The 14,650-nt window shown below is 73.4% G+C and carries 8 protein-coding genes; 3 read left to right on the plus strand and 5 right to left on the minus strand.

The window, feature by feature from the left end:
• Positions 1 to 119: 119 nt before the first annotated feature.
• Together M8C13_RS19370 and M8C13_RS19375 are read right to left on the minus strand one after the other, a co-directional pair.
• Positions 120 to 2,951 (minus strand): AAA family ATPase, encoded by a 2,832-nt coding sequence (locus M8C13_RS19370; RefSeq protein WP_252482032.1) that lies wholly within the window; start codon positions 2,949 to 2,951, stop codon positions 120 to 122.
• A 430-nt stretch (positions 2,952 to 3,381) separates the two neighbouring features.
• On the minus strand, positions 3,382 to 3,816 hold the full coding sequence (locus M8C13_RS19375; RefSeq protein ID WP_252482033.1) for a hypothetical protein: 435 nt from the start codon (positions 3,814 to 3,816) through the stop codon (positions 3,382 to 3,384).
• Between the two features lie 761 nt (positions 3,817 to 4,577).
• On the opposite strand from M8C13_RS19375, the gene M8C13_RS19380 reads away from it, so the two are divergent.
• A complete protein-coding gene (locus M8C13_RS19380) occupies positions 4,578 to 4,889 on the plus strand; it encodes a hypothetical protein (RefSeq protein WP_252482034.1) in 312 nt (103 codons plus the stop codon).
• Positions 4,890 to 4,930: 41 nt separating this feature from the next.
• Here M8C13_RS19380 and M8C13_RS45085 read toward each other — a convergent pair whose 3' ends face one another.
• Positions 4,931 to 7,000 (minus strand): helix-turn-helix transcriptional regulator, encoded by a 2,070-nt coding sequence (locus tag M8C13_RS45085; protein WP_305883971.1) that lies wholly within the window; start codon positions 6,998 to 7,000, stop codon positions 4,931 to 4,933.
• A 64-nt stretch (positions 7,001 to 7,064) separates the two neighbouring features.
• Positions 7,065 to 8,249 carry a cytochrome P450 gene (locus M8C13_RS19390; RefSeq protein WP_252482035.1) on the minus strand — a complete coding sequence of 395 codons (1,185 nt, stop codon included), beginning with the start codon at positions 8,247 to 8,249 and terminating at the stop codon, positions 7,065 to 7,067.
• Positions 8,250 to 8,393: 144 nt separating this feature from the next.
• Here M8C13_RS19390 and M8C13_RS19395 point away from each other — a divergent pair, with 144 nt between their 5' ends.
• Positions 8,394 to 9,164 carry a DUF4352 domain-containing protein gene (locus M8C13_RS19395; protein WP_252482036.1) on the plus strand — a complete coding sequence of 257 codons (771 nt, stop codon included), beginning with the start codon at positions 8,394 to 8,396 and terminating at the stop codon, positions 9,162 to 9,164.
• A 179-nt stretch (positions 9,165 to 9,343) separates the two neighbouring features.
• Positions 9,344 to 11,191: a DNA helicase RecQ gene (gene recQ, locus M8C13_RS19400; protein WP_252482037.1), complete on the plus strand. Its 1,848-nt coding sequence runs from the start codon at positions 9,344 to 9,346 to the stop codon at positions 11,189 to 11,191.
• Positions 11,192 to 11,194: 3 nt separating this feature from the next.
• On the opposite strand, the gene M8C13_RS19405 is transcribed toward recQ, so the two are convergent.
• Complete coding sequence (locus M8C13_RS19405) at positions 11,195 to 14,428, minus strand: GH92 family glycosyl hydrolase (protein ID WP_374213102.1); 3,234 nt, start codon at positions 14,426 to 14,428, stop codon at positions 11,195 to 11,197.
• Positions 14,429 to 14,650: the final 222 nt, after the last annotated feature.

Here is a 14,650-nt window from a genome sequence, read left to right on the forward strand (position 1 = left end):
CAGTGGGTTGACCTGCGCTGATCGTGGTCCGCAGGGGCAACTGCGCTGGTGCGCGAGGGCAACCTGCGGATACCTGCGGTGGCCACCTGTGGACGACGTGCCTCGTCATCCGCCCCGGGTCAGCCGGCGCGGCGGCGGAAGACCTCTCTGGCGATCTCCACCCGGCCGCGCATGCCGAGCTTGCCGAGGATGTGCGAGATGTGGGTCTGCACGGTCCGCGGGGAGAGGAAGAGCCCGGCGGCGATGCCGGGGGTGGACTGACCGTCGGCGACGAGCTCGGCGATGCGCAGTTCGGTGGGGGTCAGCGCGTCCCAGCCGGTCAGCTCGCGGGCGGCGCGGCGGCCGCGCACACCCCGGCGGACCCCGTGTTCGCGGAGCCTGCCCTCGGCGCGGCGGATGTCCCACTCGGCGCCGAACTCGCCGTAGCGGGTGACCGCCTCGTGCAGCGCCTCCCTGGCCTCGGCGTGCGCACCGGTGGCGGCGAGCACGGTGGCCAGGTCCTCCAGGGTCGCGGCCAGCTCGACCGCGGGACCGGTGGCGCGGTAGTGCTCGACGGCGGCGCGCAGCGGCTCGGGGTCGCCGTCGAGAAGTCCTTGGCAGCGCAGCAAAGCCGCGGCGGCCCGGCCGGGCGCGGACTCGGCGTCGGCCTCGGCGCGGCAGGCGGCCAGCGCGGCGCGGGCGGTGTCCGGGTCCTCGTTGGCCAGGGCGAGGCGGAGCAGGTCGGGCAGCCACTGGTGGATCAGCGACATCTCGCCCGGCCGCCGGTCCAGCAGCGTGCCGGCCAGGGTGGTCATGGCCGCGCGCGGGTCGCCGTCCTGTTCCAGCACCACGCTGCGCGCGGCGATGAGGAAGTCCTGGTTCTCCCGGTCGCCGATGGTGCTGACCGGCAGGGCGGCGCCGTCGCGCAGGTGCGCGCGGGCGGCGTCGCGCTGGTCCTGGCGGGCAGCGATCAGCGCGGCCACCCCGTGCCACAGCAGCGACGGCCCGGGCTCCCGCAACCCTGAGTAGGTGAAACCAACCTCGGTCAGGTGCTCCGGGTCGAGCTCGGCGCGAGCGTCCGCCCACTCGCCGAGCCAGTACCGCAGCACCGCCGTGGTCACCCCCGGCCTGACCGCGGCCGGACCCCGCACGCCGCTGTCGCGTTCCTGGCGCAGCGCGGCCGCGGCCTCCGGCCAGCGGGCCAGGTTCTGCAGGGTGAAGATCCGCGCGTCCTGGGCGAAGGCCAGCAGGTCGGTGTGGTCCGGTCCGGCGCGCAACACCTCCAGCGCGCGGTCGAGACTGGCCAGCGCGGCGAGGTGGTCGCGCCGGATGGACTGGTTGACCCACAGCACGGTCAGCGCGTAGGCGGTGCCGAAGGAGTCGCCGACGCTCTCGGCCATGTGCAGCGCCTGCCGCGCGGTCCGCTCGGCCGCTTCGACATCGCCCTCCCCCGCCCGCTGATACATGGCCAGCGACCCGAGCAGCCGGGCCCGCCAGGCCACCGGCAGGTCGGTGCGGGCGAGCGCGCGCCGCACCGCCTCCACCGCCTCGCTGTTGCGGCCCAGGCTGAACAACGCCCGCACCAGCACGAAGTACATCTCGGCCCGGTGCCCGCTCCGGCTCGCCGCGGCCAGGGCCTGCCGCGCCCGCACCACCGCCTCGTCGTGGCGGGCGACGCCGAGCAACACCCAGGCGAGCACCACCAGCAGGACCTCGCCGTGCTCGTCCTCGACCACGGCCTGGTCCACATCGCGGCAGAGCAGCTCGATGGCGATCTCCGGCGCGTGCGCCGCCAGCGCGGTCGCCGTGCCCGCCAGCCACTCCCGCGCCCAGGCGTCCCCCGGCTGCCCGGAGGCGAGCAGCTGCTCGGCCACCCGCAACGCCCCGCCACCGGAGTCGGCCAGCGTCTGCGCCGCCTCCCGGTGCAGGGCGGCCCGCAGCGCGGCGGGCATGCCGTCGTAGAGCGCCTGCCGGATCAGCGGATGCCGGAACGCCATGTGACTGCCCGCGTCCACCACGATCCCCGCGGCCAGCGCGTCCTGCAGCCCCAGCACCAGCTCCGCGGCCGGCCGCCGCATCAGCACCGCGACCTCGGTGACCGCGAACCGCCCACCCAGCAACGCCGCCATCCGCAGGATCTCCGCCGACCCCTCCGGCACCACCCGCAACCGCCCGGTCAACGCCTCCGCGAACGAGCTCGGCAACCGCGCCCCCCGCCCCGAGGCGCCACTGCGCCGTGCCGCGTCGGCCAGCTCCCGCAGGTAGAGCGGATTGCCCAACGCGAGCTCCCGCAACCGATCCCGCACCGACGCCGGCAACTCCCCCAGCCCAGGCAACCCCGCCAGCAACGCCGCGGCCTGCCCGTCCGCGAGCGGCTCCAGCACCAGCAACGGATGCCCCCGCCGCGCCAGGGCGGCACGCAGGTCCTGCACCTCGCGGCGGCGCGGCACCGGCCGGCAGGTGGTGACGAGCAGTAGCGGGAGCTGGTCGACCGCGGTCACCAGCCGATGCCACATCAGGAAGGAGACCTCGTCGAGGTACTGGAGGTCGTCCACCACGAGCACGGTCGGCCCCGCGGTGCACAACTCGTCCACCAGCCCGGCCAACAACTCGATCTCCACCCACCCGACGTCCGCCGCCTCCAGCAACCCCAGCCGCCGCTCCCGCAACGCCGCCGCGATCCGCGCCCGCCGCGGATCAGCCGACCGCGGCCCGACCTGCAACAGATCCAGCATCACCCGCAACGGCGACCGCTGCGACATCGGATCGGCCACCCCGGCCAGCACCCCATACCCGGCCTCCCGCGCCGCCTCCAGCCCCCGCGCCACCAACGCCGACTTCCCAATCCCCGGCTCCCCCTCAACCCACACGGCCGCGCCGGTACCGCGACCAAGGTTCTCCACGGCGGACCGGAGCACGGCGAGTTCCGCCTCACGACCGATCCACACGTCGGACGGGGACTCGGGCTGCATGCGCAGTAACTTACGACCCGGTCGGATCCGGTCGCCACAAGCCCGCGGGCGGGTTGCGGCGGGGCGCGCAGGTCACGCGGGGCGCGGGGCGGGTGATCGGGATCGTTGTGGCGGAGTGGCGTCGGCTGTCTGCCGCCGACTCCGGCGCGGGCGGGACCGGTGCTGTCGAGGGGACAACCCGGGCTGCCCGCGACGGCGAGCGAACGCGTGACGGCAAGGCGACAAGGCGCGGCGCGATGGCGAACAGGTCGCGAGCGGGCGCGAACGGCGGCGGGTGGCAGCGGGTGACAGCGGCGGGCGGCAGCGGGCAGCCGCGGTGGCGAACAGCGAAGCGGCAGCTAGCGAGGGCCGTGGCGGCAAACGGCGGCGTGACTGGTGGACAGCGACGGGCGGTGCCGTGGCGGCTACCGGCGGGACCCGGAGCGGTTGGTCAGTCCGCGAAGCTGCCGGACAGGTTGGCGGTGTTCTTGGTGCCGGGCGAGCCGCCGCCACCGGTGCGCGTCACGAGCTTTCCGTTGACCGTGGCGGTCGCGGACATGGTTCCGCCGGTGTGCTGCATGGTCAGCTTCCACTCGTGGCGTCCGGTTCCGACCGGGACCGTGACGGTTTTACGCCACGGCAGTTTCACCGACTCCTCCTCGCTGACCTTCCCGTCGAGCGTGAAGGTGACGGTGGAGAGAGTGGCCGAGCCGGTCACCTCGATCTCCAGCTGGTGTTGTGCCGCCGCGGAGCTGTCGGAGGTCGCGGCACCACTCGCCGAGGACGCGGGGGCCTGGGGCGGCGTGGGCGAGGCTGGGGGTGCCGGGTTCCCGCACGCGGTGAGCAGGGCCGCGGACAGGAGTGCGACGACGACGGTTCGGGTCATGGCTGCCAGTAGATCCGCGGCCGCGGGAACGGGCAACGCGGCGGGCCGGTTCCTGCCATGCTCCCCGCGGCTGCGGACTCGCGCCACGCTCGGGCTCGCCCGTGCGTCTGCCTCGCTCCATGCTTCTGCGGCATCGGCGTGCGACCCGGCGGTTCGCTGCCGGGTGGCCCGGCGGTTCGCTGCTGCGCGGCCCAACGTTCCGCTGGCGTACGGCCTGGTGCTCCGCCGCTGCCGTCGACCGGGGCTTCCCCGCTGCAGTCGACCGGCGCTCCGCCGCTGCCGTCGAGCCGCCTCCGCTCTGGTCGGGTGGGCTGCCTCCTTTGTGGTCGGCTGGATCGCTTCCACTTCCGCCTCGGTTGGGGTGCTGGGCTTCCGCCTCGGTTGAACTGCTGGGTCGTGGCGGGGGGCTTGAGGGCGTCGCGGGGGTGGGTGCCGCGCGGGGGCGCCGCTCTTCTTTCGCGCAACGCGGGAAACAGTGATTCGGTTCCTTTCTGTCTTGATCTTGGCGGCGAAATGGGGGCGGAATCTTGCGGAGCGCGTGCTCCGGTTGAGACTTAGCATAGCTGAGCTGGGGGTTTGAGGGAGGCCCGAGCCCAGGCGCGAATGGGGGTTCACTCGAAAGCGTGGCGGGCGTGGCGGGCGGGGAGGGTGCGTGCGGGCAAGGTCGACTGGGGGTGGGGGCAGATTTGGCAGTGGGGACTGTCGGGCGGGGCGGCGGAGGTAGTGGACTCCCGGGTGGCGTGATCGGCGGGAGGCGGCGGATGGCTGGCAGCGACACCGGATACGGCGGGCTGGCCGGCGATCTGTTCCTGCGGCTGGCGGCCGATGGGCGGCTCGCGCTTGATCCGGCGCAGGCGGCGGTGATCGTGGATGAGCTGGTGCGGACGCTGGACTCGGTGTGCCTGTTGTTGCGCTGTGCCGACGCCGAACCACGGGAGTCGGCCGCGGACTGGTTGATCCCCGGCGGACGGAGGCCCGCGCTGGACATCGACCAGCCGAGGCTGGAGGCGGCCCGGAGGGAGCTGCCGAAGTACATCGAGGCGTTCCGGCTGGTGCGGGACCGGGCGTCCTAGACCGGGTTCCGATGTCACGCGGGCGGCGTTCGGCGCGCGGGCTAGTCGAGTTCCGGGCCGGACCAGGCGGCCAGGTCACGGCGGCCGGTGATGCCGAGTTTGCGGTAGACGCTGGAGAGGTGGAACTCGACGGTGCGGCGGGCCAGGGTCAGCTCGTCGGCGATCTGGGCGTTGGTGTGGCCGCGGGCGACCCGGCGGGCGATGCGTCGTTCCTGCGGGGTGAGGACGGGGCGGTCGGCCGGGGCGGGGGCGCCCAGGATGGCGCCGCAGTGGGCGGCTAGTTCGCGGGCGCGGGCCAGGTGGGGTTCCGCTTCCGCTGGGGAGCCTGCTTGGCGGAGGGTTTGGGCCAGGTCGTGGCGGGCGCGGGCCTCGGCCAGGGCGGCGCCCGCGGTGGCGAGCAGGCTGGCGGCCTCGGTGAGCAACGCGATCCGTTGGGGGCCGTTGCTGGTCAGCGCGCGGGCGTAGGTGGCGAAGCCGAGGGCGCGCGGGGTGCCCCAGGCCTCGGCGGCGGTCTGGTCGGCCTCGGCCAAGGCCTGGGCCTCGTCGTGGCGGTCGGCGCGGAGCAGGGTACGCACCGCCTCGAAGCGCCAGGGCAGGAACTCGGCGTTGAGCTCGGCCCAGCCGGTGACGTGCCTGCCGCAGTCCAGTTGCGCCGTCAGCGCCGCGTCCAGGTCGCCGTTGGCGGCGGCGACCGCGCCCCGGCCGCGCAGCACGCACATCGAGGCGGCGGTGTCGCGGAGCTCGCCGTCGAGGCGGTACTCGGCGAGCACCTGTTCGGCCCGGCGCAGCGCCCCGGTGTGCACCAGGGCCTCCGCGAGGTTGGCCGCGGCGGTGGCCACGATCGGATGGTCGCGGGCCAGGCCGTACGCCGCGCACCCGGCCAGCAGTGAGTCCAATGTGGACATTGTCCCGCGCAGGTTTCCCTGACGCCGCAAGGAGTACGCCCGGGCCAGCTCGCAGCCGAAGCGCTGGGTCTCGGCGCCCTCGACCGGCAGGGCGGCCTCCAGCTCGCGGCTGGCGCGTTCGGTGGCCGCGTCGTCCCCGGCGAGCAGCAGCGCGGAGAGCGCGAGCCAGCAGGCGTCCCACTCGTGCCGCGGGTCGGCCTCGGCCAGCACCGCGGTGGCCAGCTCGACCGCGTCGCCCGCGCGCGGTTCGCGCAGCGCCGCCAGGCAGGCCCGCACCGCGGCCAGGCCCCGGCGCGCCGGCGGATCGGCCAGGTCGGCCTCGGCCAGCCAGTCCGCCAGCCTGCTCAGCCGGGTGGTCCCGCCCGGCCGGAACAGCGCGAACCCGGCCCTGGTGAGCTGCAACCGGATCGCGGCAGGCGGATCGTGCAGGTGCAGCCGGTCGGCGGCCTCGTCGAAGAGGCGCAGCGCGTCCTGGGTGCCCGGCAGCCTGGTCGCCAGCCGCCGCAGCAACCCGGTGGTGGCGGTGACCTCGACGACGGTGTCCTCCCGCCGCAGCTCCCGCAGCAGGCAGGTGAGGGCGGCCAGCGGGTCGGTGTCGGTGAGCATCGCGGCCAGCTGCTGGGTGTGCGCGACCCGCTCGGCCACCGGCATCGGTTCGGCCAGCGCGTGCCGCAGGTACTCCGCCGCCGCTCGCCAGTCACCCCGGTCCAGCGCCTGCGCGGAGGCGGCGCACAGCGCGTCCGCCGCCCAGTCCAGGCCGACCGAGCCGATCCGCACCAGCTGGTCGGCGGTGCGTTCGGCCGCGCCGGGCAGCGCCCGCAGCAGCTCCGCCGCGCGCAGCCGCACGGTGATCCGCGCGCCCACCGGGAGCCCGCCCAGGACGGTCTCGGCGGTGTCCGGCTCGCGGAAGGACAGCGGCACCCGGTTGACCAGCACGCCGGCCGCGGTGAGCACGTCCACCGCGGCCAGGGTGGCGGGCAGGCTCAGCTGGGCCAGCGCGGCGGTGTCGCCCAGTGGCGCCTCCGGGCCGAGCACGGCCACCGCCACCGCGACCGCGTCCGCGTGCGGGCCGAGTCCCTCGAACACCGGCGGCAGCGGCGCGGCGCTGCTCTCCGGCCGTGGCGCGGGGGCGTCCGGCACCCCCTCGACGGCGCGCAGCGCGTCGACGTTCAGTCCCAGTCGTCCCGCCCAGGGCGATCCTGCCAACGTCCCTCTCCCACCCCTAGACCCGGTTCCGACCGTAGTCCTCCTCCCCCGCGCGGGTGGCGCCTCAGCATCCCCGCAGTGAAACGCGCAGGCCGCGGAGCTCGTAGGCGGCGATCTCCGGCCGGTAGGCCACCGTCGGGCCGCTTTCCAGGGTGATCCCGGGCTGGTTGAGCAGGGCGTGCAGGAACAGGTCGCTCTCCAGCATCGCGATGTGCGCGCCGGGGCAGCGGTGCGGGCCGTCACCGAAGGCCAGCGCGACCGGCGAGGCCCCGTCGGCAAGCCCGCGACCTGGGCGGATGTCGGCCGGGTGGTCGCCGACCGCGGCCGGGTCCACGTTGGTGGCGCTGACCTCGATGTCCACCAGGTCCCCGGCCGGGATGGTGACCCCGGTCAGCTCGATCGGGGCGGTGGTGCGGCGGCTGAGCCTGCTGACCACCGGTTCCAGCCGGAGCAGCTCGTGCAGCAGCGCCAGCCGCTCCGGCTCCGCGGCGGTGCGGTAGCGCTGTCCCAGGTCGGCGTCGGCGAGCAGGTGCCAGCCGGCCAGGTTGATGAACTCCCTGGTGGTGACCATGCCCGCGGCGGCGAAGGTCAGGCATTCGCCGAGGATCTCGCTGTCCCGGCAGCCCTCGTCGATCAGGTGCGAGATCAGGTCGTCGCGGCGTTCCCGGCGGCGGGCGCGCACGGCGGGGCGGACGTCGCCGAAGTGGAACCGCAGCCAGGCCAGGTTGAGCCGCAGGAACCCGGGCGGGGCGGCCGGGAAGAACGCCTCCAGCCGCCGGTCGATGCCGGGCCTGCTGTCGGTGAGGCCGACGACCTCGGCGACCACCTGGAGCGCGAGCTGGAAGCTGAGCCTGCTCAGGTCGGCGCTGCCCGCCCCGCGCAGTACGGCGAGCTGCTCCTCGACCACCCGGCGCATCAGCGGCCGGTAGTGCTGCTCGACCCGGCGCGGGGTGAAGAACCGGGCGGTCTGGCGGCGGTGCTCGCGGTGCTCGGGACCGTCGCGGTACAGCACGGGGCGGCGCAGGCCGCTGGGCAGCTTGTCCATCCGCTCCACGGCGAGCCCGGCCTGGCGGGTGTCGGTGCTGCGCAGCACGGTGCGGCCCTCGGCCAGGCCACGGACGGACCAGTGCCCGGCCGCCACCTGGGTGATGGGGCAGCCTGCCTCGCCGTCCCGGACCCGCCGCCGGTCCCGGCCGGTGCTCGCCTCGCTGACCATGTCGCACTCCGGCTTCTCGATCTCCGCGGGCAACGTTACGCGGTGGCCCAGTCGTGACCGCCGCTTCCCTGGTTCGTTGTCCCAGCTCACCCGTAGTGGTGAACGAAGGGGCTGGGGGCTAACGACTTTCCGTCACCGCGCGAGGTCCGGGCATAACTTCGCACGCAGGGAGCGACCATGACCTACCAGCTGCCCGTCATGCCCGAGGCGCCGCCACCGCCGCCGCGGCCCAGGTTCAGCGGGCTCGCGCTGACCGCGCTGATCCTCGGCCTGGTGGGCCTGTTCGGCTCGCCGATCATCATCCTCAACAACGTCACCGCGATCGCCGCCGGGGTCGGCGTGGTGCTCGGGGTGATCGCGCTGTTCGGCGCCCGCAAGGTGATGGCCGCCATCGGCGTGGGCCTGTGCGTGCTGGGCATCGTGATCACCGTGGTGGTGCAGGCGGCCGCGGTGAAAGCCCTGGACGAGGCGTTGCGGGGCACCACGAACCAGGGCCAGGTCAGCGAAGGCGAACCGGCCCAGGCGAAACCCGCCGACAACCCGCCACCCGCGGAGACGCCGACCTGGGGCAAACGCTACACCTGGCCGGACGGGCTGGCCGTCGAGGTGGCCAAGCCCGTCGCGTGCAAGCCGGGCAAGTACGCCTCACCGTCCACAGTGGAGCGTGCGGTGAAGGTCAGCGTCACCGTGGTCAACGGCACCAGGGAGCCGGTGCAGACCGGCCTGCTGCTGGGGCTGACCGACGCCCAGTTCGACGGCCGCGAGGCGAGGTCGGTCACCGACTTCAACGGTCCCTGCGGCACCGGCCTGGACAGCGGCACCGTGCTGCCCGGCAAGAGCTTCACCTATGAGGTCGCCTACGCGGTCGGGGCGAAGCCGGGTGAGCTGCAGCTGGCGTTCCAGCCCGGTTTTGGCAAGGACAAGGCCGTCTTCGTCGGGCAGGCCTGACCCGCGGCCGACACCGACGGGGACACCCGTGCAGTGGCTTTTCCAGCGCCGGATCTCCTGCCTGCACCAGGTCAACCGGGGTGGCCGAACGGAATCTCACGGTCGGTCACCGCCCTGGTGCACCCGTTCGGAACGCGGTGCGGCACGGCCTGTCGGCGGGGATCGGTAACCTCGGCCCCGTGACTTCGACGGAGACCGGATCGGACGTGGGAGACGCGACGCAGGTGCTGCGGCGGGTCTTCGGTTACGACTCCTTCCGCGGTGAGCAGCAGGCGATCATCGAGCACGTGGTGGCGGGCGGGGACGCGCTCGTGCTCATGCCCACCGGTGGCGGGAAGTCGTTGTGCTACCAGATTCCCGCGCTGGTGCGGCCGGGGGTCGGGGTGGTGGTCTCGCCGCTGATCGCGTTGATGCAGGACCAGGTGGACGCGCTGACCGCGGCCGGGGTGCGGGCCGGGTTCCTCAACTCCACGCAGCTGCCGGATGAGCGCCAGCTGGTGGAGTCGCTGTTCCTGGCCGGGGAGCTGGACCTGCTGTACCTGGCGCCGGAACGGCTGCGGCTGGAGTCGACCATGCGGTTGCTCGACCGCGGCCGGGTGTCGCTGTTCGCCATCGACGAGGCGCACTGCGTGTCCCAGTGGGGGCACGACTTCCGGCCGGACTACCTGGGCCTGTCCGAGCTGCACGAGCGGTGGCCGGACGTGCCGAGGATCGCGCTGACCGCCACCGCGACCAAGGCCACCCACGGCGAGATCGCCACCCGGTTGAACCTGACCGAGGCCCGGCACTTCGTGGCCAGCTTCGACCGGCCCAACATCCAGTACCGGATCGTGGCCAAGAACGACCCGAAGCGGCAGCTGCTGGAGCTGCTGGCCAACGAGCACAAGGGCGACGCGGGCATCGTGTACTGCCTGTCCCGGGCCTCGGTGGACAAGACCGCGGAGTTCCTCTCCGCCAACGGTTTCGAGGCGGTGCCCTATCACGCGGGGCTGGACTCGGCGACCAGGGCGCGCAACCAGGCCCGGTTCCTGCGCGAGGACGGGCTGATCGTGGTGGCCACCATCGCCTTCGGCATGGGCATCGACAAGCCCGACGTCCGCTTCGTCGCGCACCTGGACCTGCCCAAGTCGGTGGAGGGCTACTACCAGGAGACCGGCCGGGCCGGGCGCGACGGGCTGCCGTCCACGGCCTGGCTGGCCTACGGGCTGCAGGACGTGGTGCAGCAGCGGAAGATGATCGACACCTCCGAGGGCGACGAGGCGCACCGCCGCAAGCTGGCCCAGCACCTCAACGCGATGCTCGCGCTGTGCGAGACGGTGGAGTGCCGCCGGGTGCAGCTGCTCAACTACTTCGGCCAGCAGGGCCAGCCCTGCGGCAACTGCGACACCTGCCTGAACCCGGCGGAGTCCTGGGACGGCACGGTCGCGGCGCAGAAGCTGCTCTCCACGGTGTACCGGCTCAAACGGGAGCGGAACCAGAAGTTCGGCGCCGGTCAGGTGGTGGACATCCTGCTCGGCAAGAAGACCGCGAAGGTCATCGAGCACGACCACGACTCGCTGACCGTCTTCGGCATCGGCGCCGACCTGCACGAGCAGGAGTGGCGGGCGGTGGTGCGGCAGCTGCTGGCGCAGGGGTTGCTGGCGGTGGAGGGCGACTACGGCACGCTGGTGCTCACCGAGGCCAGCGGGCAGGTGCTGAGCAAACAGCGCGAGGTGATGCTGCGCCGGGAGCCGGAGCGCCCGGCGAGCAAGTCCAGCCAGGCCAAGGCGAAGAAGGCCGCGGCCGTGGTCGACCTGCCTGCGGAGGCGGCGCCGCTGTTCGAGCGGCTGCGGGCCTGGCGTGGCGCGCTGGCCAAGGAACTGGGCAAACCGGCGTATGTGATCTTCCACGACGCCACGCTGCGCACCGTGGCCGTCGAGCGCCCGGCGACCCTGGAGGCGCTCGGCGGCATCAGCGGTGTCGGCGAGGCGAAGCTGGAGAACTACGGGCAGCAGATCCTGGACGTGCTGCACGGAGGTGGCGAGTGAGGTTCAGGACAGGGTCAGGGCGTACAGCTCGACCCTCGGATCGTTGGGGAGGCTGATCGAACGGAGAGACTTGGCCGGGTTGAGCGGCACGGTCTGGCCGAACAGGCGGACCGGTGGGCCGTCGATCCCGGTGCCCGCCTTGATGCGGTGGGGCATCTCCAGCAGCACCACGGTGCCCGCTGGGGTGGAGCCCGCCCAGTCGCCGACGGAGAGGGCGACGTCCTCGGTGGTGCCGTCGGCGTAGCGCAGGGTCACCGGTGCGGTGACCGGGCCGTTGTGGCTGGCGGAGACCACTTTCAGGCTGCTGCGCCTGCCTTCGGGGAGCAGCAGGGCCTGGCCGCGGGCCTCGACGAAGTTGGGTTCGGCGCCGGCCGCGTTCGGGGCGGTGTAGGTGGTGCCGGCCCAGGTGACCGTGCCCGCCGGTGGCAGCAGGGCGGCGTCGTAGCTCCAGCCGCTGCCGTCGAAGTTGCCTTCGGTGGAGGCGGTCACGGTGGCGGTGCCGTCGTGGTCGGCGAAGGTCTTCAGCTCCACCGCGCACTGGGTTCCGCTGGTGCTCGCGCAGGTCGCGGCTGCGCGCAGCTCCACGGTCAGCTCGCGGACGACCTTGTTGCCGCCGAGGGCTTCCACGCGCACCACCACCGGGTACTTGCCGACCGGGGCGGCCGCGGGGACGGTGAGCGTCAGCGGCACGGTCTCCTGGGTGGGCAGGCGGTGGGAGCGCAGGAAGATGGGCGCGGCCGGGGCGTCGATCCGCCAGCCTGCCGGTGCGGTGGCGCGGACCTGGGCGGCGATGACGCCTGGGGACTGGCCGAGCACGTCCAGCGGCAGGCTCGTCTGCTGGCTGCCGGTGGAGGTGGGCAGCACCGCGGTGGGCTGGCGCAGCGAGGCGTCCACGTGGTGCCGGAGATCGCCCGCGGCGCGGTTGATCGAGGGCGGCTCGTCCTGGCGGCCGGTGCCCCAGTCCGACGGGGTGCTGCCCAGGGTGTGCGCCAGGTTGCCGCCGCGGGCGAGGTCGGCCCAGGACAGCCAGGTCTTGCCGACCGGGCGGTCGTTCAGCGCCACCCGCTGCACGTAGCGGTTGGTGTCGCTGGCGCCGGGCGCGGTGACGGTGAGCGTGCCGCCCTGGCGGCCGCCCCAGTCGCCGATGCGCACGGTGGCGGTGGGGAACTGCGGGCTGGACAGCGCCAGGAAGTTGGCGCCGCTCATCGTCGGGTAGAGGCCGAGGCTGGAGAAGACGTACCAGGCGGACATGGTGCCCAGGTCGTCGTTGCCGGTCATGCCGTCCGGGCCGGTGGTGAACAGGGTCATCGCGGCGCGGACCACGGTCGCGGTCTTGGCCGGGGCGCCTGCCCACAGGTACATGTACGGCGCGTGCAGGTCGGGCTCGTTGTTCGGGTTGTAGGTGGGTTTGCCGTAGTAGTCGTAGGGATCGGTGATCCAGTCCTTGCGGGCGGTGCCCGCCGGGTCGCGCAACAGCTTGTCGTAGGCGAAGAAGCGGTCCAGGCGCTGCTCGGTGGCCTTGCGGCCGCCCATCAGCTCGACCAGTCCGGCCGGGTCCTGCGGGACCAGCCACTGGTACTGGTGCGCGCCGCCCTCGTGGAACTGGTGTGCGGCGCCGACCGGGTCGTAGGGGGTGAGCCAGGTGCCGTCCTTGGTGCGCGGGCGGAACTGGCTGATGTTCTTGTCCCACAGGTTGCGGTACCACTGGCCGCGGTCGGCGAACATGCGCGCGTCGGCGCGTTCGCCGAGGGCCTCGGCGAGCAGGGCGAGCGCGGCGTCCGCGGCGGCGTACTCCATGGTCGCCGAGGCGGGGTGCGCGCAGTCGTTGTCGCCGCCCTTGTGCGCGCAGTCCACGCCGAGCTTGAGGCCGGAGGGGATGTAGCCGCGGGTGTTGTAGTAGTCCGCGCCGGACCGTCCATTGTAGACGGAGTTGGCGGGCGGGGTGGCGGTGGCGTTCTTGCGCAGCAAGGCATACGCCTCGCGTTCGTGCCCGGCGAGCAGGCCCTTGGACCAGGCCTCGACCAGGAACGGGGTGACCGGGTCGCCAGTCATGATGTTGGTCTCGCTGTTGGCCAATGCCCAGCGCGGCAGCCAGCCGCCGTCGCGGCCCGCGGCCAGCACGGACAGCGCGACATCGCGGGCCACCTGGGGTTCCAGCATCTCCAGCAGCTGGTTCTGCGGGCGGTAGGTGTCCCACAGCGACAGGTTCTGGTACGGGGTGAAGTCGGTGGCGGTGCGCACCTTGTCGTCGAAGCCGAGGTACTTGCCGTCGACGTCGCCTGCCAGGTTGGGGTGCAGCAGTGAGTGGTAGAGCGCGGTGTAGAACGCGGTCTGCCGTTCGGTGCTGCCGCCGCCGACGCTGACCGAGCGCAGTCGCTGGACCCAGGACTGGTGCAGCTTGGCGCGGACGGCGTCGAAGTCGTGCGCGTCGGCGGTCTCCGCGGTCAGGTTGCGGCGGGCGCCGTCCACGCCGGTGTAGGACAGGCCGACCTTGACCACCACGTCCCGGTCGGCGGTGGCGTCGAAGGTGACCCAGGCGCCATTGCCGCCCGCACCGGCGGCGTCCCTGGTGCCGGGGCGTTTGGTGGTGCCGCGCCAGGTGCCGAAGTCGGTGAACGGGCGGTCGAAGCTGGCGGTGAAGTAGACGGTGTGGTCGTCCTTGCCCGCGCAGAACCCGCCTGCGCGGACCCGGCCCTCCAGGGTGCGGTCGCCGACGACGTGGATCTCCGAGTCGTGCACGCCCTGGTTGGCCTTGCCGGTGTTGAACAGCACGTTGGCCGCGGCGGTGGCCGGGAAGGTGTAGCGCTGCCAGCCGGTGCGCTCGGTGGCGGTCAGTTCGGCGTTGACGCCGTAGCGGGAGAGCCCGACCCGGTAGTAGCCGGGCTTGGCCTCCTCGTCGGCGTGGGAGTACTTCGAGCGGTAGCCGGTGTGCTCGACCGAGTCGACCGGCCCGGTGGTGGGCATGATCGGCAGCTCGCCGGCCACTCCGCAGCCGACGCCGGAGAGGTGGGTCTGGCTGAACCCGTGGATCTGGTCCTGCTTGTAGTCGTAGCCGCCCTGGCCGCCGGTGTCCGGGCTGACCTGGACCATGCCGAAGGGCGCGCTGGCGCCGGGGAAGGTGTTGCCGAAGTTCTGGGTGCCGACGAACGGGTTGACCAGCGTGGTCGGGTCGGCCACCGGCTGGGCGGCCGCGGTGGCCGGGGCGAGCAGCCCACCGGCGAGCAGCGCGACGGCCAGTGCTCGCGCGACGGTTCTGCCGGGCGCGACGGTTCTGCCGGGAGATGGTGACACGGTTCCGCCCCCTCGCTGACAACGTTGTCGGAGTCAGAGCGACCATGCCATGTCCCGCCGGGCCGGGAAAAGGGTCTGTCCGGGGAACTGTCCGAATTTGGTCCGGAACCGGGGCGCGTCGGGAATGGGACGAGGGCGCGGGGGGGGTGGGGCGCGCGGTGCGAGGCG

It is taken from the genome of Crossiella sp. SN42 (assembly GCF_023897065.1).
GTDB lineage: Bacteria > Actinomycetota > Actinomycetes > Mycobacteriales > Pseudonocardiaceae > Crossiella.